The following is a 26,310-nucleotide window of genomic DNA, read 5'->3' on the forward strand; positions in this document are numbered from 1 at the left end:
CTAGTCATTAGGTCACCTAGCCAACTGACGTTGTTTAAGAACCTTTTTAGTTCTCCAGATGCTTGATAAGCATCTGGTTTTTTCTTTGTACCCACCATTTATTTAACTGGGTCGAAACTATTGGCGTATACTAAATCTTGGTTTTCGTTTTAACCTATTTTGTCTGTTTTTAGGGACTATCACCGTTTTACATTAAAACGCTTCGGATAGCATAAGAAACGACAAACAGCGACAATACACTTGCCGACCAAATAGCCAAAAACCACAACGCCCTTTTCAACCTCTCACTCATCAGTGATACCCCTCCCCGTGCTTTAATTTCCCTCTAAATACCCAATACGAATACGCGGAGTAGGCAATAATCATGGGTAACAATATCACCGCGCCAACAAGAAGGAATTTAAGACTTGAGTCTGGTGCAGCAGTCTCGGCATACGTGAGTGCGAACGGGACTAAATAAGGGAATGTGCTCACGCCAAACCCAAGCGCTGCAATGAGAAACAGCCCGATGCCACACAGGTAGGCTCGCAGTGCCTTGTGCGCCAGTAACGAAGCGAATAACTGCCAAACACATGCCGCCGCCAGTAAAGGAATGACGATAAACAGAAACACGTTAGGTACACTGAACCAGCGCTCAAACACCAACGCATTGGTCAAAGGCAACCATAGGCTGACCACTGCAATACTAACCACCAGCGCTAACCCCCAACGTTTGGCTATCGTGTAATAACGCCCAGCTAAGTCATCCGGTAGTTTCATGATTAACCAGCACGCGCCAAGCAAGGTGTAAGCACATAAAAGACCGAAAGCGCAAAAGAGACTAAATGGTGTTAACCAATCGAACCACACCCCACTAAATTGTCTGCCCTCGACATCGATACCCTGTAACAACGTACCCAGCATCACACCTTGCATTAAGGTGGCGAGTAGCGAACCGAGAAAGAAAGAAGTATCCCAAAGAAACTTACCCCGTTTTGTACGAAATCGATATTCAAACGACACCCCACGCAAGATCAACCCGAGTAGCATGATAATGAGTGGCGCATACAGTGCGGGCATAATCACAGCGTATGCGAGCGGAAAGACAGCAAAAAGCCCCCCGCCCCCTAAAACTAACCAGGTCTCGTTACCATCCCAAACAGGCGCCACACTGTTCATCATCATATCTCGTTCATTGTCGCTATGTGCGCTTGGGAACAAAATACCTATTCCTAAATCAAACCCATCGAGAATCACGTAAATCAAGACTGCTAGACCTATCAAGGCATACCAAATTAGCGCGTAATCCATATTCCAGTCCTCAGGTTAAGTGATTTGAATGAGTCGTCGCTGGCGCTTCGCTGCCATCAGGTAGGCGAGCATCGAGCGATTGCTCATATTTCGATGGTGACTTTCTCATGAGGCGTAAGAGATAGAAAAAACCGCAACCAAACACAACAAAATACACAACGATGAACGCGGTTAAGGAGACGCTCACCGCTGCGGCATCAATCGGTGATGCAGAATCGGCTGTTGTCAGTAGTCCGTAAACCGTGTACGGCTGGCGACCTACCTCGGTCGTTATCCACCCCGCTAAGACTGCGATAAAACCCGCCGGCCCAAACCAAGTACAAATATGTAAGAAGGGCCTTTGCTCGTAAAGGTTATTCTTTTTACGCAACCACAAGCTGTACCAACCAATCGCGAGCATAGCGAAACCAATCCCTACCATGACTCTAAAGCTCCAAAAGACTATGGTCACGGGAGGATGTTCTTCTTCAGGGAAAGCGTCTAAACCTTTGACTTCACCGTTTAAGTCATGCGTTAAAATCAAACTGCCAAGCTTAGGTATCTCGACGGCGTAATCCATCCTGTTGTTCTCTTCATCTGGAATGCCAAAGAGAATGAGGGGTGCGCCTTGATGGGTTTCAAAGTGCCCTTCCATCGCTGCGATTTTCGCGGGCTGGTGTTCAAGTGTGTTTAAGCCATGGAAATCACCGGCGACGATTTGTAGTGGTGTAACGATAGCTGCCATCCACATTGCCATCGAGAACATGGTACGAGCCAGAGGGTTATGAGGCGCTTTGAGTAAATGATACGCACCAACGGCGGCTACGACGAAGGCCGTTGTCAGGTAAGCAGCGAACAGCATGTGTACGAGGCGATAAGGGAATGATGGGTTGAATACCACTTCAAACCAATCTACCGGAATAAACTGCCCGGCTTCGTTGTAATCGAACCCTGCGGGAGTTTGCATCCAACTGTTGACTGACAATATCCAGAAGGCAGATAAGAACGTACCAAATGCGACCACACAGGTTGATGCGAAATGCACTTTCTTGCCTACTCGTTCCATGCCAAACAACATGACACCCAAGAATCCTGCTTCGAGGAAAAATGCAGTGAAAACTTCATATCCCATCAAAGGCCCCAATACCGGGCCGGTCTTATCAGAGAAAACACTCCAGTTTGTCCCGAACTGATAACTGAGCACAATGCCGCTCACCACACCCATACCAAAGCTTATTGCGAATATTTTCAGCCAGTATTTATAGAGCTGAATGTACTTGTCTTCGCCCGTTTTTAACCACAAGCCTTCCAGCACTGCGAGAAAGCTCGCGAGACCGATAGTAAACGCCGGGAAAATGATGTGAAACGAAACCGTGAAAGCAAATTGAAACCGCGCAAGGTCGATAGCCACAGAATCCATAGTATACCCCTATCATGCCGTACGATATTTCTTACGCCCTAACCTATTAAATGTTCATTGGTCTAAAGAATTATTCTCCAACCAATGCTGTGCCTCCTCGTATTGATTGCAGGCCACTGCCCTCATCCATTTTCTTACACACTCAGGCGTTGTACATTTACTGCGTGCAGCCTGTTATTCGTATGGCGAAAGCGAGTTTCTCTGCTTTAATTAACTGATAAAACTCAATTAGTTCATTTTATGCAAACACGACAAAGTCTCATTCTTTTGCTGGTCACCATTTTCTCTGGCTGTGCAACCTACGCAGGCCTCAACTATGACCAACTTTTCGGTGAAGAAAAGGTACAAAATCGTCAGGCCTCGATATCAACCGATGCCGCTGTTCACTATATCAGTGATGTTAAACCAATCATCGATAACCGCTGTGTTGTTTGTCATGCCTGCTACGATGCGCCTTGCCAGCTGAAAATGTCGTCACCAGAAGGTATTGATCGCGGGGCAAGTAAGGAGCTAGTTTATGAGGGCACACGATTGGTTGCCGCGAAACCTAGTCGTCTGTTTGAGGATCACGACACCACTAACCAGTGGCGTAAACATGGCTTCCACCCCATACTCAACGAACGGATACAAAACCCAACCGCTAACCTAGAGGCGGGATTAGTGGCTAGGATGTTGATGCAGAAAGAAAAACATCCGCTCCCAGAACAAGAGCAGCTAGAGGGATTCGACTTTGCGATTGACCGTCAACAGCAATGCCCTACCATGGCAGAGTTCGACCAATACGAAGCTGACTACCCAACTTGGGGGATGCCTTACGGCATGCCGAATTTAGATAGACAAGAATACGCGACACTCATCAATTGGCTACAAACAGGGGCAATCATGAACGCTCCTTTGCCTTTAACTACCCCTGAAATTGAACAAATCAGGCGTTTTGAAGACTTTCTAAATCACCCCAACCTGAAAAACCAGTTAGCAGCACGCTATATCTACGAGCATCTTTTTCTCTCTCACCTCTATTTCTCCGAGTTAACATCCGACAGCAACCCAATACCAAGGTTCTTTAGCCTTGTTCGCTCTGCTACACCGCCCGGTGAGCCAGTAAAGCGTATTTCAACTCGTCGCCCATACGACAACCCAGATGTGGACCGCGTCTACTATCGAATCATCGCTGAACAAGGAACGATTGTAGATAAAACACACATGCCGTTTGATCTCAACCAAACCACACTCGCGAACTGGCAAATGTGGTTTGTGAATGCCGATTACACCGTCAGTGAGCTACCAAGTTACGAAGTCAAAGTGGCAGCTAACCCCATGACCGCATTCATCGACTTACCCGTCAAGTCTCGCTACAAATTCATGCTCGACAATGCACAGAATACTGTCATGGCCTACATCAAGGGCCCTGTCTGTCGAGGTCAGCTCGCGCTCAACGTTATCAATGATCACTTCTGGGTGTTCTTCGTTGACCCAGACAAGAGCAACTTACCTGAGGTTAATGAGTTTTATCGTTCCCAAGCTGATAACTTGGCACTCCCAGGGGAGAAAGACAGCAATGTATTACCAATTACAACTTGGGTGAAATATTCACGACAGCAAGCTCGTTACTTACAAGCCAAATCAGAGCTAGTAAACAAAGAGTTCAAAGACGGTGCCAACCTCAATCTCGATTTGATATGGACAGGTAACGGTGAAAACCCGAATGCTGGCCTGACTATTTTCCGTCACTTCGATAGCGCCTCAGTTGTGCAAGGTTTGGTTGGTGAGCAGCCTAAAACCGCATGGGTTCTCGACTATGCCTTACTCGAACGTATTCATTACTTGCTCGTCGCCGGCTTTGATGTCTATGGCAACTTTGGCCATCAATTAGTGACTCGTATGTTCATGGACTTCTTGCGCCTAGAAGGAGAGAGTCATTTTCTTACTCTCCTCCCTAAAGAGATGCGTCACGCAGAGCATGCCAGTTGGTATCAAAACCAACATGCGCAGCTCAGTGATTTCTTGCAACGTAACGTTGAGCCATTCAACCAGCCAACGCAGGTGGTCTATCAAACCAACGATCCGAAAACTGAGCTATTGGACATGCTGCAACAACGGCTTAAACCAATCCTCGATGATCGGTACACGATTACCCAAACTGGGCTATCAAAAAATAACGAGGCATTGTTGAATCAAATTAACAAGGTTCGTGGTGAAGGGCTGATTCATGTTCCGCAAAGCCTCATGATGATGATCACCTCTGAGAGCGGCGAAGAGCAGCTTTTCACTATTTTGCACAACAACGCCCACACCAATATTTCTAGCCTGTTTGCAGAAGAGAAGAACCGTGATTATCCCAATGACTCTCTGACTATTGTTAAGGGTGTGATTGGTAGCTATCCGCAAGCCTTCTTAGAGCTTGAAGAAAAAGACGTGATCAAACTGGTCTTGATGCTACAAAGTATCGAACAAGAGCAAGACTATATTGACCTGCTCGATGCGTATGCCGTTCGCCGCAGCCATGATGATTTTTGGTCATTCAGTGATCGCGTACACCAGTGGTATCAAACTGACCAGCCTATCGAGTTTGGATTGCTCGACTATAATCGTTTCGAGAATCGATAAACGTCGTAATGACATTCTTATTTTCACCTGGCGATGAGTTGACTCATCGCCCTTTCACTTGCTTGTGCTCGTTGTCACACAACAGTTTTTGCACGTTTTCACTTTCGATGTTCTTCTATCATGCCCTTCTACCTTGTGATATGTTGCCGTTAGTCTCAATAGCAATAAGATTGAATTATGTCTTCTGATTACAACGGCTCGAGCGCGGCCTATGCGCGACAAGAACAAGGCTACCGAGAAAAAGCGCTAAAGCTGTTCCCTTGGGTGTGCGGTAAATGTGCGCGTGAGTTTGTTTATTCAAACCTGCGTGAACTCACCGTACACCACGTCGACCACGACCACACAAACAACCCAGAAGACGGTAGCAACTGGGAGCTTCTGTGTCTGTATTGCCACGACCATGAGCACTCAAAATACACCGATCACGAACGGTATGGTGTTGAAGCAACGGCACGACTAGATGACCATGAAGTCGCCACGCACAACCCGTTTGCAGACCTTGCCAAGATGATGAAAAAGTAACGACTAAAAAGAACGAAGGCCACGTTAATATGACGTGGCCTTTTTGTTGGGAGAAAATCTATCTAGATTTATGCGTCTTCTGGGGCAATCTCTATTCTATCTCGGCCGAGTGCCTTGGCCTGATAAAGCGCTTTATCTGCTCGCTCTATTGCTTGGTTAAACGTATCTATGTTTTTACAAGTTGCAACACCAAACGAACACGTAAGATCTTTCACATAAGGCCACTCAACTTGTGCAAATCGTTCTTGAAGTCGAACTGCAATCTTAGCAGCCGCATGCGCACTAATGTCGTGACACAGAATTACAAACTCCTCCCCACCCCAACGCACTAAGAAATGATCTTCTCCAATCGATGATTCAATAAGGTTTGCGAGCATAATGAGGATAGCGTCACCCGCTTGATGACTGTGGGTATCATTGATCGACTTAAAGTGGTCAATATCAAGATAAATAATGCTGATCACCGACTTCACAGGGGTTTGCTCAAAAATGACTTTGTGGGCACCATGTCGATTAAGCGCGCCAGTCAATTTGTCTTTGTGTGCCAAATTAACAAGGTGTGAGTTTTCATTTTGTAGCTGTTTATATTCCCAACTGAGTAACAAGTTCTCGCGCCTCGTCTCCCTAAATGAATAAAACAGGTTAGAAATACTGTGAGTTAACCAAACAATGAGAAGAATATTGACTAAGGTTTCGTGGGGAATCCAAGGGCCAGAAACACTCATTCCTTTTAACAAGATACGATAAGTCCCTGGTTCAGTTTGGGCAGGTGTACTTAAACTGACTTCAACGATTTCACTTACCTCAGCTTGGCTCTCAAACAATCCGGCTGCGTGTTCTAAGCGCCACCAATCAGGCACTTTCAAAAAACTCAAGGGAATTGGCACACCCTGTTGGTATTTCGCAGGTGGGAACTCTATGCTGGAGGGTTTTACCCCATCAGAATACTGAAAGGCGCGCTGTTTGAAATAGAGTCGGATCGGGCGATGACCTTGATCTTCACCATCGACAACAAGGGATGCGTCAACCAACAGATGATTATATTGCTCAAGGTTTATCCCTTGGCCTTGTTGATCATACAATTCAAATTGCAACTCACAAAAACGCCACTGGTATACATCGGTTAACATGCACTCTAAGACTAGCCCCTCTCCAGAGGCAGCCTCGGCGTAACCAACAGAAGTCCCACCATTAAATGCATTGTCGGTCGTAACACGAAACGGGTAATCAAGCAGGTCAATCTCGCGCTGATAGGTTTGATTTAAGCCATAAACCACAAACGTTGAAAACAACAGCACCAGCGTGAACAAACTTCTTTTATTAAAATTTTTTAGAATCACAGAATACTAGCCAAGCAACAACAACCGGCACAATGTGCCATAAATTGAATAGGAGGACAAAAATAGTACAACTTAAGCATGACAAATTTAAGTTAGGTCACGTTACGAAGATTTTCTGAAAAAAGAATATAATTTTCACTACCTTGAAAAACCAATCATTATCGCGACTCAACACCAGCAAATACCTAGATAAGAACTATCACAAGTGTCGAAAACTCACGTCACTTGCTCAAAAGCCAACCAAACGCGCAAAAAAACAAACATGCTTTGTAGGGGTTTACAACATTCTCTAACCCCTTTAATATTCGCCTCAACAACGGAGAGATGGCTGAGTGGTTGAAAGCACCGGTCTTGAAAACCGGCATACGTTAATAGCGTATCTAGGGTTCAAATCCCTATCTCTCCGCCACATTCTAGAAAAAACCGCTGCTTTTACAGCGGTTTTTTTGTATCTGCTGTATAGGCAATGCTCTTGTGCATAAAGGCTATGTTGTGTCAGTAACAACACCTGACTTATTTATACTGCCACTGCTGCTTGTTGAGCATGAGTTATTTCCTAGCCAAGAAATGCTATTTCCTTTCGAGGTGTTTAGTTCGCTGTTTATAATTGGCATCTTCAGCGGGACAGTTTAGAACTCAGAACTGCCCCTTTTCAAGTTAGAGCATTAATCTAGCTATTACTCTTTTTTGCGGTCATGTTAACCAAGCCAATGGACAAGAAAACGTCGCAATCTGACGACGTTTTGCTCTTCTGATAATGATAAGTTACGAAATGAACCAACTACCACGCTAACCCAAAAACTATGTCGCTGAGTTGGTTTCGCGTTGAGCATAATGCCTAGAAATTAAATAGAAACTGGCTAGGAATAGCATGGCATTTAATTTAACTAAAATGACAATCTATGCTTTGATTAGCGCCATTGCTCGGGACTTACGAGACATGGTCACACACCATATGAGCGCTCCGTACCAGCAGTTTAATAATTAAACAGCAACCTAAGGATCTATTTATTAGGTTGCTGCTTGCGTTGCCATTAAGTGAAACAGACTAAGCTTGTGTATAAAGCTTCGTACTCGTTAAAGTAAGTAACTCTAGAGACGCTTTGGATCAACCGCATTGTCTAGCATACGAGTCATCACCGAGGCCATGAGTTTACGCGGCGTAAAATCAGCCATTGTCACCATGATGTTGTTACGTACACCGGGAATGGTGACGACACGTTTACCAATACCTTGTAGAGCGACTTTTGCAACTATTTCAGGTGTTTTTGCAGCCATTGGTACTTTGCTCCAATTCACTCCTGTATTCGCTGCCATCGGCGTTTTCGTGAGTCCAGGCGATAAGATACTGACATCAACACCTTTTGGTTTTAACTCCCCGTAAAGTGATTGTCCAAAGCCAATGACAAAGGCTTTAGAGCCTGCATAAGTAGAGAAGTAAGGGGATGCCATTTGACCAAACATACTCGCAACCAACAAGATCGCCCCTTTTCCGCGCTTGACCATTGTTTTGCTGAAGTGATGGCTCAATTCCAAAGTAGAAGACACGTTTACCTCTAACATTCGTCGCTCACTATCTAGGTTAAGTTTTTCGAAAGCACCATTAGTTTCCAGCCCTGCAGATAGCGCAATCAACCCGATGTCGCGTTCATTGGTTTTTACTTTATCTACGCCTTGCTGAGTCGCTAGGTCAGCGACGATAACGTCCGTTTCAATTGAGTACTGAAAAGCCAGAGATTGAGCATGTTCCTTTAACTCTTTTTCACGACGAGCGACCAATACGAGGTTCATTCCGTCAGCCGCGAGCTGTTTTGCAAGTTGCTCACCAATACCAGAAGTTGCACCAGTCACTAATGCCCAACCGCCGTATTTTTGTTTAAAATTAAAAGACATTTTTCATACTCCCACTGGATCGCCAGTTAAATAGATAGTTAGTTCGCTGAATGATTATGCTTTTCTCGTTCAAACATACTGTTTGAAGATAGGCTCTACTGATGATTGATAACGCTCGCTGGTGCGCTGTTCATCTTCGTCATAGGTAAAGCCACCTCCTGTTTTTTCACTTGGGTCTAAATAGGCAAAACGTTCACTGGTGCGCTGTTCATCTTCGTCATAGGTAAATGAATCGGAACGACTTGGCTGAGAATAAGACAATGTTTGCTCTAACAACTCTTTTGATTTGAACCGTTGAATATTTGACTTTGCATTTTCAATCGATAGGTTGGCACTCACCTGCTCATTGTAATTTTGAGCACTAGCCATTGAAGAAAATGAGATGATTGAAGCAATAAGAGCAATAGTAGTCGCTTTCATAGTACAGACCTTTAACTGAATTTAACCTTTAAGTGCTGGGATAACCTCAGCCCTCATCAACGCTAAGCATTGTAAGTCAGCGGATAGAGTTCAAAAATAGACATTAATGAACTTGAATCATTCAAATATGAAGCATTGACTTCATTCTTATACAGCTAGATGTGGAATATCAACAGTACTACTGCCTATACAATTTAGGAGCAGTCAGCGCCGGTAAAATTTGTGAAACATTTTTGTCCAGCTTCGTGCTGGCGGGGTAGATCACTGGTAGGGGTAGCTCAACGTAACGCAGAACTGCCCCAAACCTTGTTAGCAATACTATAGCTCTAAAGCCAAGTTGGAGTTGTTTCCCCTAATTTTCCTCACAACCAAGGCTGCTTCAATATGGGACGGTTACCATTAATAAAATGCAGACAACGATTTAGCTGAATAACTCTCCTGAGCTCGATCATATCCCGAACCTCGCTGGGAATTGAGCACCTGGCGTTTGGTTTAGACTTAAACCTGCACAGTAATTTATGCATAACTTACTGAATATGGCATTAATTTCTTACATTTAAAAACTTACACTTAATCAGTCGATAGAAATATAATCTACTCGGTTCATACTGTCAGCCTCACTAATGCAACTTATGACCATGGCTAGAAAAATAACAATTAATGAGTATTATTCAAGGATTGAACAATGAGTAGTAAGTTACTATCCGTACCTGTTTCTATTGTGCTGCTTGCTGGGTGTGCGAGCAGTGCAAATTACGTTAACAATGTAGAACGTATCAAAGACCGAAGAAGTGAAGACTCTTCGGCGTACTCGCACTTGGATAGTAGGTATGTAAGTGATGAGTTGAAGCTAATGACCTTCTTGGGCGATAGCAGCATCAAACCGATTAACGCCAATAACCTAGATCGTTATGCTAGTGACTACAATCCTCATGCTTTCAGTGATGGGTTGCTAGGTGGTGGCGCGGTACTAGCTTTAGCGGGTGGTATGAATATCCTGCAATTGGGTACCTTTTCTGTGTCCAATAGTTTGTCTCGAATTGATATGCAAGAATCCTTTACTAGAACTCAGGTACTTCATTTGGTGCCAATTAATGGTATGTCGGACGAGGAAGTTGTCGAAGCTTATGAAAGCGCACGTATAAATGTAAAAGAAGAAGTCCTTGCTGCACTAGGGGATTCAGGGGGTGTATTTACATCAGAAGATGGTCTGCATAATTATATCTTCAATACAAATAGTGACTATTGCGTAAACTCTACTTTCGCAGACAGTAAATTTGACTATGGCTCATGCTATACGTACATGACCAATCATATCGATATGCATCGAACAGGGGCTAAAAACGTCCCATATACGCCAAGCGAAGAGTTCTTGGTGGTAAGAGCAAACTTGGAAATTGGGTTCCCTATTGAGAATTTATCATTCACTTCGGGCAATCCCACATTCTTATATATGAGTCCATGGGGTGAGACCCCTGAGTTCTATACGAAACGCTACAATTATACTGAAGAACAGTGGGTAGAGTTATTTCGTACAGATCGACTTTCTATTCTTCCTTACCTAAAGGACTTGAACACTGGGAAAGTGCACTACTTTAACAAAAAGTTGGCGAGTAAATTCCAACCGGATGAGTTCTCTGTAATTCGATAATATAGAATCAAATGCAACCAACCATGAAAAGGCACTTCATAACCCAGAAGTGCCCTATTGTTGGATAGAGCTTTTACTAATTCACATCCTGTTCATGAGCTTTTCCCTACTAAAAGTTATCCACTATTCTCATGGTGTTCGTCGTGAATCCCTCTTTTACATCACGGGGTAAATTCGACCAACTATCACTGTACGGTTACCCTTGAATACCTAAACAACATGTTTGTCCTAGACAACAAATAGTGCTCATTAACTCTAGAAGGTAATATGGTAGACTATATGTGTACAGTTACTTATGTGGAGATATTAATGGCGAGCACCGAACCAAATCGTCACGGGTTAAAACGTTATATACCTCAAGATATTAGGCAAGTTATCCGAAAAAACTCCGGATATGGTTGTGTCATATGTGGTTCAATGTTTTGTGATTACGAGCATATAGAGCCAGAATTTCACAATGCGACTAAGCATGACCCAGAATGCATGACCTTGCTCTGCGGTGGTTGCCATCATCATGTAACAGGACGAAGAAAATCTAAGCGAAATGTTTGGAAAGCAAAAAATAACCCTTTTGCCATTGAGCATGGTTATGTTAAAGAATTTATTGAACCTACTATTGAACAGCAAATACGCATAGGCGATAGCTTTGTAGACTCTACTCAAGTTGTCCTAGAGCTTCATGGTAAGCCTGTACTATGGTTTGAAAAACCAGTTGAACCTGACGAACCAATATTGGTTAATGCAATATTTTATGACTCTAAAGGTAAGCCACAAGCTTTCATAAATCGGAACCAGTTTACTGCGGTTGTTGGAGATTGCGACATAAAATCAGAAGGTACTTCGATTGAATTCAGACCTAAACCAGGCAAAATATCTTTAGTCTTAAACGTGGAAGCAGGTCAACCTGTCAGTATAGACCGTTTGGATATGCACTATTTGGGTACGGGTTTTCAGGTATTACCAAATAAATCGATGTGTTTGACTTCCGGCGAGTCTACTATGTCTTTAAGTAAGATGAACGTTAGTAACTGCGGAACTGGACTAGTATTTGGCGCTATACCAAAAACACGCAACTTCCCTCTCGGAGCTATAAAAAGACTAGACATTGCTTATGCTATCGCGAGAAAAACTACTAATTTTGTAAATACTAACGGTCAACAATTGGGATGGATTAGTGGAGACCTAATCGTAGATAAAAACTATGATTTTGTTGCAAAACTTAACTATATCGACGATTCCAAAATTGGGGTGGTGAACTTTTTTGGAGAGTTTGTTGGTTATTTATATAAACATTCTTCATCTTCGGCTAGCGTAGAAATGCAACAACCAGAATACGAAACTTATGAACCCATTTGGCAAAACCCTATGTTGTCCAAAACCAAATATCTTCGAGCACGTAATACTTATGATGTCTCTCATCGACTGTTTGGGCGGCGTTAAGCTTTGAACTGCACTGTGTAATGGAAAAGTGAAATAGGCCACAACATTAGAGGTTTTTCTATACCACAAGTAATCCGTAATTTGCTAATTTAGCAATTGCTGTAACTCGGAATTGTCCAGAAACACGCCAGCGGGAACACTGCTAGCAGAAAAATCACCAACCCATTCATACTCCATAGCTCTGTAAATAAAGCGGCAAAAAACTTTGTGATGCACAAGTACACTAATATTACTTATGCGCTGCCAATTTTGCAGCTCAGCTCATAAACCTCTAGTTTAACGAACCTACTAAGACGCCAACAAGAATTGAAATTAAACTAATTACAATCAAGAGCTTAAAAACAGAAAGCCATACTTAAAGAGAAGTACTAACCCGAACTAAGCCCCTTTACAACCCTCAAACACCAACGTTTTATTTGTATTATTTAATTATTTGAACTTATCCACAGTTTAACAAAGCCAACGCGATTCAGACCACATTCCAGAGGCGAATCGGTTTTCTCGCCCTCTTTTGTATTGCTAACCTTCCCTCATACTCAAATACCCTACGAAAGAGATACTTATGAAAAAGTCACCAATTGCATTCATTTTAGGTTCATTACTATTCGCTGGCGCGACAACTAGCCACGCAAGCACAGAACAAGTTACCCAACCTACAGCAGTTATGGTTGATCAAGGTGTTGCTGTGGTTTCTGCACAAGAGGTGCTGGAGCTACGCGAGAGCATCAACAACGCGCAAGATGGCGATGTTATTAGCATCAAACCAGGTCGCTATGCCGATTTAGGTCGTGTGACTTTATCAGCGAACAACGTCAAGATTGTCGCTCAAGAGCCAGGAACTGCCATTTTTAATGGCTCAACTCAGTTCTTGATTAAGGGTGATAACAACCTAATTGAAAGCTTAGTCTTCACTGATGGCGGCGCAACACTAAGCACTGAAAGTCATGATGCAAACATCATGGGCGTGTTTGGTATCTTTGGCAAAAACAACACCTTAAACAACTCTGTTATCTACAAGTTCAACGATTACGAATACGTAGCGGATGAGAAAGGAAAGTACCCTAACATCCGTTGGATCACGGTTGGCGGCGAAAACAACAAGATTACCAACAATACTTTTGAAGGTAAGTACAAGCGCGGCGCGATGCTTGTTGTGGCAACATCAGACAAGTTAGAGAAAACTCTGATCGAAGGTAACATCTTTAAAGACCTGACGGCTTTAGATATGGAGCTGATCGAAAACTCTAACCCGAAAATGGTGAGAACCAACCGCAACGACAGACAAGCGATCCGCGTGGGTGACAGCCACAACTCACTATTTGAGTCACAAAGTATTATCCGCAATAACTACTTCGACAATATCAGTGGTTATGTCGGTAAAAACGGCTCTGGTGAGATCGAGCTTATCTCAGTGAAAGCAAGCGGTATTACTTTTGATGGCAACACAATCAAAAACAGTACTTCGATGATTTCTTTACGTCATGGCCATAACAATGTTGTGACAAACAACGTGATTTTACCGGGTAACACGGCTAACTCAGGCGGTATCCGTATCTATGATGAGAACCACGTAATTGAAAACAACTATATCGAAGGCACATTAGGTAAAGGTACTTACCGTGGCGCTCTTGTGCTGAACACTGGCATCATCGATGTAGCAAATGGCGAAGTGCTAAGTAAAGATTCAACGGACGGCAAAACACTGCAAAAACAGTGGACACCAAAAGATGTTGTGGTTAAGAACAACACGCTAGTGAACAACACACAAGGTATCTTTGCGAGTAATGCAATTCACCGTGTAAGTTTAACCAACGATGAACGTGTTGAAACAATCTTCCCTGCTGTTGATACGTTATTTGAAAACAACCTATCTATCGCGACTGAAGATGGTACGAATGCCTTCCGACAGTTTGAGGGTGAAAAATTCCAAATGGTTGGCTCTAAGTTTGTGAACAATATCTTCTATGGTCAAATCGAAGGCTTAGACCAGTTGCCTAAAGGTGTTTCTACAGATACACCAGCAATGGAGCGTGACGAGCAAGGTCTATTGAAAGCGGTTGGTACAGTAGGTGCATCTAACCTAACCGTACTGAATGAAGAGATGGTTGGCTCATCTATCGTTATCAACTAATCGATTTCATCTATCATCTCTGGTTCGTTCAGCAACCTATTCGCTGAACGAACCTAATTCTTGTCCCCTGCTACCTTTCCTTATAATCAGTTAATCGCACAACTAGACGCCCGCTCATACGCAAACGTTTGCTCAACCAATCATCCCGAAGTAACTCCGAATCAATTCTTTTAGTAAAAACTGACTATTTCCACTGCCGTTCTGCGCATTTTATAGCTAGAATACGCGCAACCCACTCCCCCATCCTACGGATAAGGAATGCCATGAGCAGCCAAAACGTACTGTCTAACGAAGTCGTGATCGTCAGCAACTCTTCTGATAACCCTTTTGCCATTGATGTCGCTTACGCTATGGGACAACACGAAGATATTTCTGATGTCATCAGCATGAAGCACTTCATGAACACCGAATTTTGTCCCCGCTTTATCTCTGATGAAGAGGATATGGACAATATCGGTAACAGCTTAGAAGGCAAAACGGTCGTTATCGTCAGTACTGGTAATCTCGTTACTAGTCGACAAGAGTTGGCCATGCACAACTTCATCATTGCTCGCGCAGCGAAAGAGAATGGTGCAAGCCGTGTGGTTTTAGTCGAACCTGACCTGTTTTTCTCTGCTCAAGACCGTGGCCCTCGCCCAGAACTTGGTGATGTGGATACTGACCGCTCTGTCTCCGATATTAAGAAGTTCGATGGCCAGCCTTTCACCGCTAAGCTCTACGCTCAGATGCTTAAACTGTCAGGCGTGGATGATGTGATTACCGTTCACAACCACTCTATCTCTGTACAGAAGATGTTTAGCGATGTATTTGAAGGTCGTTTCTACAACCTTATTCCTTACGAGATTTATGCGCACTATCTATTGAACTCAAATATCTTGAGCTACGGTGAGGAAGGCGAAGGTCTAGTGTTGTGTGCTCCAGACAAAGGCGCGCGCGATTTTGTCAAAGAGATGTATAACACACTGGGCTTAACCAAAGCCAAGTTCATCATGTTAGACAAAGAACGTACCGCTGAGCGCAAAGTTGAAATCACGCTTCATAAAGAGAGCGAAGATACGTTTGAAGGGCTAGATAACCCAAGTATCGTTTTGTTTGACGACATGGTGCGTACCGGCTCTACCGTCGTTAAATCTTGTCAGTTTTTACAGAAGTTGAGGCCAGCGAATATGGTATTTACTGTGTCGCACTTCTACGCAAGCTCTGAAGGTCGTGAGCGTATGTCAAACCCTGCGCTGGGCGAAATTCTGACGCTGAACACGATGCCAACCATCCTTAACCGTGATGAGCAAGGTCGTCTACGTAAGAAGATGGTGGTACTAAAAATCGAGAAATTCTTGGCTCAAGAGCTTTGTAAAATTCTTGATATTCCTCAACGTTCAGTCGAGGAAAACCCATACAAGATCGACATGTCTTCAAAGAACCCTCGCTTCCAGCGCAAGATTTGGTTCTCTGACCAACTCTCTGAGTTGCAGTAATCAGCACTTTATTTCGCTTGTACAAAGCCTGCTTGAACGCAGGCTTTGTTATTTTTAGCATCTGATTTTAAGGGTTATTTTCATTCGCCTCTAATGAGTCACTATATATTAGGAAAAGCTCTACTCACCCAAGTACTAACTTGAACGATCGTTAATTCATTCGTTATAATTTCGCTATTCATACTCTCAGTAACTAGGTATTCGCATGGGTAAAAAACCACAGTTTGATCGTGATGATGTCATCAACAAAGCCAAAGACCTTTATTGGGCTAAGGGTTATCACGGGACGTCTGTACGCGCACTTCAAGAGGCACTCGATATGCGCCCGGGTAGTATCTACGCGACTTTTGGCAGTAAAGATGGTTTGTTCAAAGAGGCGATTGAGCGCTATGGGCAAAACAGTGATGCCCTATTACGTGAAACTTTGGCACAAGCGCCAACAAAGCTCTCTGGCCTTAAACACTTCATTCACAAAATCATCGTAGAGTGTCGCGACACTGCGCCGAGTGGTATGTGTATGGTAGTAAAGTCTGTTGCTGAATTGACTGAAGAAGACAACCCTGAGCTGCTAGCAATAGCAAAAAACCTGCTAGGTGCGGTAGAAAAAAACTTCACGGATGTGCTTAGTGCTGCTATCGCTGAGGGGGAAATCAGTGCAGATAAAGACCCTGTTGAACTTGCGCGCTATGTTCAGGTTCAGATCATCGGCTTACGTACGTTTGCTCGCGCGACAGATGAGATGAAGCTGGTTGAAAAGTTTATCGATGATATTTTTGTGAGTGGCCCTTTTCGGTAGCGAGTCGACTTTGAAGAAACAACAAAGCCCAACGCTCGTTGGGCTTTATGCTAAATATTACGCGCTTCTTTCTATCTTCAATTACGCCTCAAGGCACTTTTGCTTCACCTGCCCGATATATGGGTATAGGAAAGCAAATCGCCCGACGTAGAACAACGTAAATGCGAGCCAAAGGCCGTGATTACCCACTATAGGTACCGCAATAAAAGCGGTGATAAGGAACACAACTAAAGTCATCGCTGTTGAGTTACGTACAGGGCGTGTTGTGCCTGTTCCGGTAAAGATGCCATAGAATGTCAGACCATAGCCCGAAGCCAACGGGAAGATAATCAGCCAAGATGACATATCGTGATAAATAGCGACAAGCTCAGGTAGATCGGTAAATATCATCACGATTTGAGACTTGAAGATCAGCGTTAGCACGGTGAGTGCGGCAATGAAGCCCGTTGTCCAAATCATATTCATCTTCAACACATTTTTAAGTAACGCTGGGCTTTTCTGACCCACAGCTTTACCCGCGAAGACGCTGGATGCATTAGCGACACCATCAAACATGTAGCTGACAATAAATGTTGCCTGCATCAGAATCGCGTTCGCCGCAAGTACATCCGACCCTAGTTGAGACCCCATGCGCGCCATCATGTTGAAGAACGTCAGCAAACAGATTGTACGCAGCAACAAGTCCATGTTTGACGAGACTATTACCTTGAGTGCGGCTTTGTTCATCTTCGCTTCAGCAAGATGATCCATCAGTGAGAAGTGACAGGTTTTAACTACTAAAAGTAGGCCAATAATGGTGGTGGAAACCTGAGCAATCAAGGTCGCATATGCCACACCGGCAATACCAAGGTCGAGATACAAGACAAAAATAATGTCTAAAACGATGTTGAGTACGTTGCCAAATACTTGGGTGTAAAGCGTCTCTTTTGCTTTGGCCTGCCCCATTAACCAACCGATCAATGTGTAGTTAAGCAGAACAAAAGGTGCACCAAAGATCATGATATTAAAGTAGATCTGAGCGTTGTTTCCAACCACCTGTTCTGGCTCAATAACCACGAGCGCCCCTTGCCAAATCACAGACTGCAAGAGAATGAAAACGAAGCCGACACCTACTGATAGAACTGCGGGTTGAAACAGGCTGCGTGCCATATCTCGCTGGTTATTTTTCCCCAGCGCAATAGCACTTTGCCCGGTTGTGCTCACACGGAAGAAACCAAATAGCCAATACAGCGTGTTCATGATGACAGTACCGATGGCTACACCACCGATCAGCTCTGCAACACCGAGCTTACCAATTACTGCCGTATCAACGGCACCAAGTAAGGGTTGAGTTACCGTCGAAACGATAAACGGAAAAGCAATTTTTAAATAGTCTTTGTGAGAAAGGTTCATTATCGATTATGTCAGTGTGATGCATCTAGCGAGTTGGGTAAAGGCTCACTAGAGTTGATATCAATTATCATTAGTATTCAGAGGATAGTAATCCTACTCTTGATCATCATCAAGCTATTTGATCGCTGTCATGTTTGTTTGCCGCATTGCTCGCCGACCATCAGGCAAAATACATGATAGATTTATAAAGGTTTAATTCTCACTTCCATAACAATAAAACACTTTTTCATTACGTTTCACTGCTTTACAATAACTATTCAACATCACATTAAGGCTGTACCCAATGAGTAGTCCTAACAGTTGTAGTCATTCAACTTGTTGCTCGGCAAAACAAGAAAACACACAAAAACTTGAAGCTGTAGGGAAGCGCTTCAGCTGGCAATTGGAGGGTATGGACTGCCCGAGTTGCGCAGCAAAAGTCGAAAAAGCAGTAGAGCAAGTCAATGGAGTAATTGCCGCTCGCGTTGCTTTTTCAACTGAGCGTTTAATCGTCTCGGCCAACGCCGATTTAAACCCAGATGATATTATCGAGACCATCGAATCCACAGGTTTTACTGTCGTTGATGGCTCAAAATCTGATAACCAGAAAGTCACTTCGCGTAACAAACCTCTCTATTACATTCTTGCGGTTGCAATACTTTTTGCCATTGCGATGCTGTCAGGTAGATTCAACCCCGATTTGAAGCAAACTTTGTTGTATGGCGTCACTCTTATCGCATTGATCCCTACTGGTAAAAAATCGGTCAGCTTAATGCGTAACGGCTCGCCATTTTCGATTGAAACCTTAATGTCGGTGGCCGTCATTGGTGCCCTCTTCCTTGGCGAAACTGTTGAGGCAGCCATGGTATTGCTGCTGTTTATGATCGGTGAGCAGCTCGAAGGTTTCGCAGCCAACAAAGCTCGCAGCGGTGTGCAAAAATTGGTGGAGCTAACACCAGATCAAGTTCGTCACGTTAAAGAGGACGGCGAAATTGAAACCGTACCAGTGAGCGCTATTTTAGTTGGCGACAAGATTGAAGTTCTACCGGGTGAACGCTTGTCTGTTGATGGCGAGTTGTTAAGTTGTCATGGCCACTTTGACCAAAGTGCATTGACCGGAGAGCCACTACCTGTCGAGCTTAAATCCAATGCCAATGTTATGGCTGGCAGCTTGGTAGTAGATAAAACCGTTCGCTTGAAAGTCACCTCTGAACAAGGTGACAGTGCGGTTGATCGTATCATTCGCCTAATCGAGGAAGCCGAAGAGAAGAAAGCACCAGTCGAGCGTTTTATCGACAAGTTCAGCCGCTGGTATACGCCTCTGATGATGTTTATCGCTTCTCTTGTTGCTGTTCTTCCACCACTGATGGTTGGCGGTGATTGGCAAGAATGGATCTACAAAGCACTCACTTTGCTTCTAATTGCCTGTCCTTGTGCTTTAGTTATCTCAACTCCAGCGGCAATTACTTCTGCGCTAGCGAATGCAACTCGTAGAGGTGCTTTGATCAAGGGTGGATTAGCTTTGGAACAATTGGGACGCGTTGACAAAATTGCCTTTGATAAAACCGGCACACTGACTCAAGGCAAACCTGAAGTTGTCGATTTCCAAGGTGATGATGCATTGCTTGCTCTTGCAGCATCGATTGAAATGAAATCAACGCACCCGCTTGCAATTGCGATCGTAAAAGAGGCACAACATCGTCATTTAGCGCTCCCAGAGGCAACTGACACCATGACTATTTCCGGCGTTGGTGCATCTGGTGTGGTTGGGCATCAGTCGATTCAAGTCCTTGCTCCTCGCCACATTCAAGAACTTACCGATGAGTTTAAGGCACAGATTCATAGCTTCGAGTCTAAAGGACAAACTGTCGTCGTGGTGACTGTTGACGAGCAGCCTAAAGCACTAATTGCATTACAAGATACTCTGAGACAAGACGCGATAGAAACTATTCGCTCACTAAAAGCACTTGGCATTGAGAGCGTTATGCTAACAGGCGATAACCAGCGTGCGGCAGCAAGCATAGCTAGTCAATTAGACATGAGCTTTAAGGCTGAATTGATGCCGGGTCACAAACTTAGCGCATTAGAGTCTATCTCTGGAAATGTCGCTATGGTCGGTGATGGTATTAACGATGCACCTGCGCTTAAAGCCGCTTCAGTAGGCATCGCGATGGGTAGCGGAACGGATGTAGCACTCGAAACAGCAGATTGCGCCCTAACCCACAGCCGACTTCAATCGATCACTGGCTTGATTAAACTATCACGCAAAACAATGCAGATTATTCGCCAAAATGTTGCGTTAGCGATTGGTAGTAAGGTGCTGTTCCTAGTAACGACTTTACTCGGTGTAACTGGACTTTGGGCTGCGGTTCTGGCTGATACCGGGGCAACGGCGCTTGTGACCCTCAATGCCCTTCGTTTACTGAAAGAGAACATTGAGTCTTAGTGCTTTACTAAACGCTTTGTAAGTTATTTAAAACCGCGATTGAAATCCAACCGCGTTTTTTGTTCTCAGTAATCTTTTTATCAAATCTTTGGGATATATGAATCAAAGGGGGAGATAAGCTGAAACACTTTTGTCGGGTGGACGACACTTGTTACCAAGTGCCGTCTCCCTAAGAACCCAGCGTGCAACTTTCACTGCACTAGGCTCAAGCCTTCACTAAAGCACCGTTTGATACCCAGCAACTTATTGTAGTGGATGAGCGATTTTGGCCAGCCATATGTAGGCTGGCAGCATGGTTGAGATACTAGAAGTAATGCAAGAAGTAGAGGTGGCTTATGGATCTTAACTCGGAATTGTCCAAAGGTGTGCTAACGTGCCATTTAATACGGTGTGATCGATCTCTATTGTGCCCCAACCGCTACTTAGCCTTTGAACCAAGTACAGGTTTACACTTCAACAAAATGGCTGCAATAAAAAAGCAGCCCTGTTACCAGCACTGCTTTCAAGTTAGACTTTAATCATCAAACAACAAGTTAATCGCGACACCAATCAAGACTAGCCCCATGATCGGAATTAACACCGCTTGAGGCGAGCGTTCGATATAAGGCATGTTCTCCGCAATCAACAGGCCCCACTCTGGTGTCGGTGGCTTAGCCCCTAAACCGATAAAGCTCAATGACGTTAGGCTCAAAGTAATGACGGGCAAGCGCAACAGAGCATGACGCAGCAATGGTGGTAATACATAAGGTAGCAAGTAGTAACGTAGCATCCGCCACTTTTGCGTTCCCCAGGTTGGTGCTAGGTGTGTATAAGGCTGCGCTTTTGCTTCTACCAATAAGCTAGAGCAATGAGCCGCTAAGGGAGCCCAAGACACCAAAACAATAGCGATTAGGGCACTATTGGGATTCATTCCCGTCAAACCAGCAACGAGTAAACCAGCAATAATGTATGGCACCCCTTTTGTTATCTCAATAAAGCCCTGGCTAAAGCGAGTACAGAAGCCCATCGCCAAGCCCACTATCAAGCTCAGCAAGGTCGCAAAAGCACCCGCTTTGATCGTCGCAATCATACCTTGCCCAACGCGAGCGAGTAGATCACGCCCAATACCATCTGCTCCCATCGGAGCGTCAAAGCTTGCTGCCGCAAGTCTGGCGAATTGACTGGTTGTCGCATCTCGCTGAGACGCCCACCACACGACGATAGCCAGCGATGCAAAAATCATCACACTTACTGAACGCTTTAGCTTGGAGCGTGTAAAGTTGAAACTTGAATGACTGCTTACCAACTTGCCACTCTGTAGGCTGTGCCCAAGAACGACTTTTTGCAACAAAATACCCAAGCTGCTGACCAGTATTGAGAACAGCAACAAGACCAACAAACCACCCTGCACCATTGGCAAGTCTTGTGCTTTTGTTGCTCCTAGGATCAGTCGCCCTATTCCGGGAATCGAGAATATCTGCTCAACTGCAACTGCGCCGCCAGTTAGACCGATCACCGTCATTGCTATTTGAGGAAATAGATTGCTTATGGCACGCCAAAGAGCAAAACGAGCCACTTTTCGAGTTTGAACATTGGCGCTTAACCAAGTGATCACCCAAGGTTCGGATAACACGCGCTTCAAACTGTCGTTCAGCAAACGGCTAAATAATCCGCTTGCAGGTAAAGCCAAAGAAAATGCCGGCAACCATAAGTTTTCTATCCCTTTCCAGCCATAAGGCGGAAAAACACCGAGCCAAACCGAAAACACGAGAATCAATACTGCCGCAATCACATATTCAGGTAATGCGACTAAAACCGAGCTGACGGCATTATGTTCTACACCAAGACGGTGGGTTTTCCAGCGCCAAAACGTGTAGCACACGCTGATACCACACAACACAACCGTTAACGCGAGCGCTGTCGTCGTGAGAGTCAGCGACGTCATTGCGGTATTTTTTACCGCGTCCATCACAGAAGAACTATCAATCCAAGAGGCACCTAAATCCCCTTGAAGTGCGCTGCTTGCCCAGCTCCATAGTCGCTCTGATGTACTTCTATCGAGTTCGAGATCTGCTCTAACCGCAGCTAACGCCTCTGGGGTTAGAAGTTGCTGTTGCCCTGAACGAGCACGAAGTATCGTTTGGCTTGGGTCAATGCCCGCTATTTCCGGCATTAACCCAACAAGAATCACCACAATCAGCAGCGCTATAAGTCGTGATATCCACGGAAGCATAGCGTTGAACTGAGAGCGCTGTGTTACAGCTGACAGCATTAGTGTTATTTAACCTCTGTCTTTTGGTCGACTAGGCGACGCTCAGCAGGGTCACGTTTCGCATTGCTCACACGCAAGCTTTCACCTTGAATCACGCGCTCGTGTAGAAGTGGAATCGCTGCATAGTGATCTAAGATAGCTTTCTCAGCTTCGATAATGGCCTGTTGACGCGGCGCTCCTAGCTCTTGTAAATCAGCATGATCTAGCGCAGCATCAACATCTTGTGCACAGAACTGACCGAGATTGAATGAACCTTCACAACCAAAGTCACTTTGCATGTAAGCCACTGGGTCACCCGAATCAAGCACCGTTGCGCGTGACAAAATGAAGGCATCGAAACGACCGGCCAATGCATCATTTTCAATTTGTGCGTATTCGCGAATATCAAGTTCTACTTCAAAACCAACAGCTTCAAGTTGTTGCTTAAGCAGCGCAGCAACTTCCGACAACTCTGCACGGTCAGTAAACGTGCCAATCACGATCTTCTCACCAGAAGCCTTTAACCCCTCTTCAATTGGAGCACGCTCAGAGCGTAATGGGCTTGCCCACGGCAAGGCTGGACCCAGTAGACCGTTTGCGACATCGGCATGGTTTTCATAGACCGTTTCTACAATCTGCTTACGATCAACCGCCGCCGCTGCTGTTTTGCGCATCTCTAGTTTGCTAAACACTTCTGACTGGTTGTTCAGGTATAGCGTATTGGTGCGCGGCATTGAAACTTCATGTAATAACTCACTATCAATCATCGCAATTTGAGAAATAGGCACAGCTTCAACGACATCCGCTTCGCCAGTTCGCAGCGCAGCAGCGCGCGCAAAACCATCGGGAACGTAATCCGCAATAATCGTCTCTACTTTTGCTTTTTCACCCCAGTACGCATCGAAACGCTGAAGCGTCGCACTCGTAGCACCTTGAATTTCGGTTAAAACAAACGGGCCCGTACCCACTTCAATCGGAACAACGCGACCATTCTCTTGGTATGCTTCAGCAGCTAGAATCGAAAGCTGAGGGCTTGAAAGGCGGCTTGGGAGTAATGGATCGTTAAAGGTTGTTTTGATCTCAACAGTTAGATCATCAAGCTTACGAACTTCCCATTCGATACCGTCCAAAATACGTGGTTTTGGTGCGGCCTCTAACGCTTTATTTAAGCTGTTCACTACTGAGTTTGCATCCAGTGTGTCGCCATTATGAAATTGAACATTTTCACGAACTGTGAACTGCCAAGTCATATCATCAACTTGCTTCCAGCTCGTCGCCAGCATTGGCTCTGCATTGCCCCCGTCATTTAGATTGACTAACGTCTCAGCTGTGCTCCAACGCGATAGTTTGAACGCATCATCAGACAAAGGTGACAAACCAGTGCGTGGCGGCTGCATCATGGCAAGACGAATTTCAGATTTCTCAACCGACGTTGTTTGTTCTGGTGTATCCGAGCCAAAGCAGCCCATTAGCGGAACAGACAGCGCGAGTGAAATAGCAAGCTTAAGGGTATTTGCTTTCATAATTTATAGTATTTCCATCGGTCAATAATCAGCGTATTAGGCTGTAATTAGATTTTGTGCTTTGAGCAATGCATGACTTATCTCATGCTTCGGATTTGTCATCATTTCTTGAGTCGGGCTATGCTCTACCATCTCTCCCTTGTCTAAAACAAGAATTTCATCGCATAGAGTATTGGCGGCAGCGAGATCGTGCGTAACAAGGATCAGCAACATGTTTCGATCGCGCTGCAGTGTTTTGATAAGCTCAAGTATATTCTGACGATTGATTGGGTCTAAGCTGCTGGTTGGTTCATCAGCAACAAGCACGCAAGGCTCGACCACCAGCGCACGTGCAATGGCAACTCGTTGAGCCTGACCAACTGAAAGCTGGCGAGGATAGAGATCTAACACGCCATCGTGCAGACCAACATCAGCAATCGTCTTAACGAGTTTTGACTCATGCTTACCACCAAAACCCAAATTGATGAGTGGCTCAGTCAATATCTCTCGCACCGTAAAGTAAGGGTTGAGACTCGTATGAGGCTCTTGCGGCACTAATTGAATGTGCTTACACAGCTTCTGTCTCTGCTGATTTGTCAAAGTCGATAGCGAGTAGTCACAAACATAGATCTCTCCATGGCTCGGCTTTCTAAGCCCGAACAAGAGTTCAATCAAGGTTGATTTACCTGCTCCTGACGGGCCGACGATCGCCAGATTTTTGGCATCAATGTGCAAATTTAACTGACTTAGCGCTTTAAATACTTCGCCACCTAACCAAGTTGGTCGTGAATGGTAATGCACACTGACATTGTCAAAGTGCACCTGAGCGGAAGTAGAATGGGAGTGAGTGTTCATTTTGCTTAGTTCATCAACTGTTTCATGGTTTGACAAAACGCATGTTCGTTCTGAATAACTTCTTCAGGTGTTCCTAGTGCCACCATTTGCCCGTCTGAAATAACCAACAGTTTGTCGCATTGCATTGCTGAAGCTAAGTCATGAGTAATCAAGACACCCGCGAGGTTTCTCTGCTTCACATTGCGACGAAATAATTTGAGGATCTCTTGTTCAGTAATTGGGTCAAGCGCACTCGTTGGCTCATCAGCAATAATGAGGTGTGTACTATTGAGCAAAGCAATTGCGATGCAGATACGTTGGCGTTGCCCACCTGAAAGTTGACTAGGATACTTTTTGAGTGTCTGTTGCGGATTATCAAACCCAAGTTGCTGCAGAAGATCCAGCACTTGCTGCTGTTCTGAGCGCTTGAGTTTCGTTCTCGATGAAGTCAAGGTTAAGGCTAATTGTGCCTCAACACTCGCCAGCGGGTTCAAAGCTTGCAACGCATCTTGAAATATCACGCCTGGTCGTTGTTGTGGTTTGCGCAGCAACAAAGGCAAATGCCCGACTTCAACGTCAGATAAGCGAATACTCCCCTCCATCTGAATCTCGTTAGGAAGAAAGCCCGCAATTGCGCGGGAAAGCATCGACTTACCGGTTCCAGAAGGTCCCATCACCGCCATTACTTCGCCCGCATCTAGCGTTACATTGAGAGATTGCACGATCGTTCTTGTGGGGCTGTTTAGGGACAGGTTGCGGATAGAGAGTAAACTTGAAGTCATGACGATAAATACTGAAATGTTATAACATCACAATTTACCATATCTCAACGATGACTTAAAGATTGCTCTAGGGGGAATTTTACTCACTGCCCCACTCTCATTAACCTTTGAGGTCAATGGATGTTTGGCAGTGAGTAAAAAGGAAGCAAATAACGACGGGCGCGATGACAACCGTTGTAGT

General features: G+C 44.7%; 19 protein-coding genes and 1 tRNA gene. 9 read left to right on the top strand and 11 right to left on the bottom strand.

Annotated features, from left to right (window positions below; translation table 11 throughout):
* Nucleotides 1-187: 187 nt before the first annotated feature.
* The 3 genes from QWZ05_RS22330 to QWZ05_RS20930 are packed head-to-tail and all read right to left on the bottom strand — an operon-like array spanning nt 188 to nt 2,689.
* Entirely contained in the window at nt 188-292 is a 105-nt protein-coding gene (locus QWZ05_RS22330; protein ID WP_353958913.1) for a DUF2474 family protein, read from the bottom strand.
* A complete protein-coding gene (gene cydB, locus QWZ05_RS20925; RefSeq protein ID WP_290300484.1) occupies nt 292-1,290 on the bottom strand; it encodes a cytochrome d ubiquinol oxidase subunit II in 999 nt (332 codons plus the stop codon). Before cydB ends, QWZ05_RS22330 begins: the two co-directional genes overlap by 1 nt.
* A 10-nt stretch (nt 1,291-1,300) precedes the next feature.
* The gene (locus QWZ05_RS20930) at nt 1,301-2,689 is read right to left on the bottom strand and encodes a cytochrome ubiquinol oxidase subunit I (protein WP_264875404.1); all 1,389 of its coding nucleotides are present in this window, start codon (nt 2,687-2,689) and stop codon (nt 1,301-1,303) included.
* Between the two features lie 240 nt (nt 2,690-2,929).
* On the opposite strand from QWZ05_RS20930, the gene QWZ05_RS20935 reads away from it, so the two are divergent.
* The gene (locus QWZ05_RS20935) at nt 2,930-5,296 is read left to right on the top strand and encodes a fatty acid cis/trans isomerase (RefSeq protein ID WP_290300488.1); all 2,367 of its coding nucleotides are present in this window, start codon (nt 2,930-2,932) and stop codon (nt 5,294-5,296) included.
* A gap of 177 nt (nt 5,297-5,473) precedes the next feature.
* On the top strand, nt 5,474-5,818 hold the full coding sequence (locus QWZ05_RS20940) for a YajD family HNH nuclease (RefSeq protein WP_290300490.1): 345 nt from the start codon (nt 5,474-5,476) through the stop codon (nt 5,816-5,818).
* Nucleotides 5,819-5,886: 68 nt separating this feature from the next.
* Here QWZ05_RS20940 and QWZ05_RS20945 read toward each other — a convergent pair whose 3' ends face one another.
* Nucleotides 5,887-7,158 carry a GGDEF domain-containing protein gene (locus tag QWZ05_RS20945; protein ID WP_290300492.1) on the bottom strand — a complete coding sequence of 424 codons (1,272 nt, stop codon included), beginning with the start codon at nt 7,156-7,158 and terminating at the stop codon, nt 5,887-5,889.
* Nucleotides 7,159-7,476: 318 nt separating this feature from the next.
* On the opposite strand from QWZ05_RS20945, the gene QWZ05_RS20950 reads away from it, so the two are divergent.
* Nucleotides 7,477-7,567, top strand: a tRNA-Ser gene (locus tag QWZ05_RS20950).
* Between the two features lie 683 nt (nt 7,568-8,250).
* On the opposite strand, the gene QWZ05_RS20955 is transcribed toward QWZ05_RS20950, so the two are convergent.
* The gene (locus QWZ05_RS20955; protein ID WP_264875388.1) at nt 8,251-9,051 is read right to left on the bottom strand and encodes an SDR family NAD(P)-dependent oxidoreductase; all 801 of its coding nucleotides are present in this window, start codon (nt 9,049-9,051) and stop codon (nt 8,251-8,253) included.
* A 69-nt stretch (nt 9,052-9,120) separates the two neighbouring features.
* On the bottom strand, nt 9,121-9,471 hold the full coding sequence (locus QWZ05_RS20960; protein WP_290300496.1) for a hypothetical protein: 351 nt from the start codon (nt 9,469-9,471) through the stop codon (nt 9,121-9,123).
* Nucleotides 9,472-10,156: 685 nt separating this feature from the next.
* Here QWZ05_RS20960 and QWZ05_RS20965 point away from each other — a divergent pair.
* The 5 genes from QWZ05_RS20965 (at nt 10,157) to QWZ05_RS20985 (ending at nt 16,964) form a co-directional block, all read left to right on the top strand.
* Nucleotides 10,157-11,122, top strand: coding sequence for a hypothetical protein (locus QWZ05_RS20965; protein WP_290300498.1), 966 nt, complete (start codon nt 10,157-10,159; stop codon nt 11,120-11,122).
* Nucleotides 11,123-11,431: 309 nt separating this feature from the next.
* On the top strand, nt 11,432-12,562 hold the full coding sequence (locus QWZ05_RS20970) for a hypothetical protein (protein WP_290300500.1): 1,131 nt from the start codon (nt 11,432-11,434) through the stop codon (nt 12,560-12,562).
* Between the two features lie 562 nt (nt 12,563-13,124).
* Nucleotides 13,125-14,693: a polysaccharide lyase 6 family protein gene (locus QWZ05_RS20975; protein WP_290300502.1), complete on the top strand. Its 1,569-nt coding sequence runs from the start codon at nt 13,125-13,127 to the stop codon at nt 14,691-14,693.
* Between the two features lie 263 nt (nt 14,694-14,956).
* Nucleotides 14,957-16,168, top strand: coding sequence for a phosphoribosyltransferase family protein (locus QWZ05_RS20980; RefSeq protein WP_290300504.1), 1,212 nt, complete (start codon nt 14,957-14,959; stop codon nt 16,166-16,168).
* 205 nt (nt 16,169-16,373) lie between these two features.
* Complete coding sequence (locus tag QWZ05_RS20985; protein ID WP_290300505.1) at nt 16,374-16,964, top strand: TetR/AcrR family transcriptional regulator; 591 nt, start codon at nt 16,374-16,376, stop codon at nt 16,962-16,964.
* A gap of 81 nt (nt 16,965-17,045) precedes the next feature.
* On the opposite strand, the gene QWZ05_RS20990 is transcribed toward QWZ05_RS20985, so the two are convergent.
* Nucleotides 17,046-18,356 (bottom strand): MATE family efflux transporter, encoded by a 1,311-nt coding sequence (locus tag QWZ05_RS20990; RefSeq protein WP_264875381.1) that lies wholly within the window; start codon nt 18,354-18,356, stop codon nt 17,046-17,048.
* Between the two features lie 283 nt (nt 18,357-18,639).
* On the opposite strand from QWZ05_RS20990, the gene QWZ05_RS20995 reads away from it, so the two are divergent.
* Nucleotides 18,640-20,781, top strand: a complete 2,142-nt coding sequence (locus tag QWZ05_RS20995) for a heavy metal translocating P-type ATPase (RefSeq protein ID WP_290300509.1) — start codon at nt 18,640-18,642, stop codon at nt 20,779-20,781.
* Between the two features lie 514 nt (nt 20,782-21,295).
* On the opposite strand, the gene QWZ05_RS21000 is transcribed toward QWZ05_RS20995, so the two are convergent.
* The 4 genes from QWZ05_RS21000 to QWZ05_RS21015 are packed head-to-tail and all read right to left on the bottom strand — an operon-like array spanning nt 21,296 to nt 26,129.
* The gene (locus QWZ05_RS21000) at nt 21,296-23,032 is read right to left on the bottom strand and encodes an ABC transporter permease subunit (RefSeq protein WP_290300510.1); all 1,737 of its coding nucleotides are present in this window, start codon (nt 23,030-23,032) and stop codon (nt 21,296-21,298) included.
* A gap of 5 nt (nt 23,033-23,037) precedes the next feature.
* Nucleotides 23,038-24,534: an ABC transporter substrate-binding protein gene (locus QWZ05_RS21005; RefSeq protein ID WP_264875378.1), complete on the bottom strand. Its 1,497-nt coding sequence runs from the start codon at nt 24,532-24,534 to the stop codon at nt 23,038-23,040.
* Nucleotides 24,535-24,570: 36 nt separating this feature from the next.
* Nucleotides 24,571-25,368, bottom strand: a complete 798-nt coding sequence (locus tag QWZ05_RS21010; protein WP_290300512.1) for an ABC transporter ATP-binding protein — start codon at nt 25,366-25,368, stop codon at nt 24,571-24,573.
* A 5-nt stretch (nt 25,369-25,373) separates the two neighbouring features.
* Nucleotides 25,374-26,129, bottom strand: a complete 756-nt coding sequence (locus QWZ05_RS21015; protein ID WP_264875376.1) for an ATP-binding cassette domain-containing protein — start codon at nt 26,127-26,129, stop codon at nt 25,374-25,376.
* Nucleotides 26,130-26,310: the final 181 nt, after the last annotated feature.

Source organism: Vibrio agarivorans (assembly GCF_030409635.1).
Taxonomy (GTDB): domain Bacteria; phylum Pseudomonadota; class Gammaproteobacteria; order Enterobacterales; family Vibrionaceae; genus Vibrio; species Vibrio agarivorans.

Bases quoted from the DNA above. Each gene is read 5' to 3' on its own strand.
- QWZ05_RS20985 (WP_290300505.1), top strand. From the start codon at position 16,374: ATGGGTAAAAAACCACAGTTTGATCGTGATGATGTCATCAACAAAGCC.
- QWZ05_RS20975 (WP_290300502.1), top strand. From the start codon at position 13,125: ATGAAAAAGTCACCAATTGCATTCATTTTAGGTTCATTACTATTCGCT.
- QWZ05_RS20940 (WP_290300490.1), top strand. From the start codon at position 5,474: ATGTCTTCTGATTACAACGGCTCGAGCGCGGCCTATGCGCGACAAGAA.
- cydB (WP_290300484.1), bottom strand. From the start codon at position 1,290: ATGGATTACGCGCTAATTTGGTATGCCTTGATAGGTCTAGCAGTCTTG.
- QWZ05_RS20970 (WP_290300500.1), top strand. From the start codon at position 11,432: ATGGCGAGCACCGAACCAAATCGTCACGGGTTAAAACGTTATATACCT.
- QWZ05_RS22330 (WP_353958913.1), bottom strand. From the start codon at position 292: ATGAGTGAGAGGTTGAAAAGGGCGTTGTGGTTTTTGGCTATTTGGTCG.
- QWZ05_RS20935 (WP_290300488.1), top strand. From the start codon at position 2,930: ATGCAAACACGACAAAGTCTCATTCTTTTGCTGGTCACCATTTTCTCT.
- QWZ05_RS20995 (WP_290300509.1), top strand. From the start codon at position 18,640: ATGAGTAGTCCTAACAGTTGTAGTCATTCAACTTGTTGCTCGGCAAAA.
- QWZ05_RS20955 (WP_264875388.1), bottom strand. From the start codon at position 9,051: ATGTCTTTTAATTTTAAACAAAAATACGGCGGTTGGGCATTAGTGACT.
- QWZ05_RS21010 (WP_290300512.1), bottom strand. From the start codon at position 25,368: ATGAACACTCACTCCCATTCTACTTCCGCTCAGGTGCACTTTGACAAT.
- QWZ05_RS20965 (WP_290300498.1), top strand. From the start codon at position 10,157: ATGAGTAGTAAGTTACTATCCGTACCTGTTTCTATTGTGCTGCTTGCT.
- QWZ05_RS20930 (WP_264875404.1), bottom strand. From the start codon at position 2,689: ATGGATTCTGTGGCTATCGACCTTGCGCGGTTTCAATTTGCTTTCACG.
- QWZ05_RS21005 (WP_264875378.1), bottom strand. From the start codon at position 24,534: ATGAAAGCAAATACCCTTAAGCTTGCTATTTCACTCGCGCTGTCTGTT.
- QWZ05_RS20980 (WP_290300504.1), top strand. From the start codon at position 14,957: ATGAGCAGCCAAAACGTACTGTCTAACGAAGTCGTGATCGTCAGCAAC.
- QWZ05_RS21000 (WP_290300510.1), bottom strand. From the start codon at position 23,032: ATGCTGTCAGCTGTAACACAGCGCTCTCAGTTCAACGCTATGCTTCCG.
- QWZ05_RS20990 (WP_264875381.1), bottom strand. From the start codon at position 18,356: ATGAACCTTTCTCACAAAGACTATTTAAAAATTGCTTTTCCGTTTATC.
- QWZ05_RS20960 (WP_290300496.1), bottom strand. From the start codon at position 9,471: ATGAAAGCGACTACTATTGCTCTTATTGCTTCAATCATCTCATTTTCT.
- QWZ05_RS21015 (WP_264875376.1), bottom strand. From the start codon at position 26,129: ATGACTTCAAGTTTACTCTCTATCCGCAACCTGTCCCTAAACAGCCCC.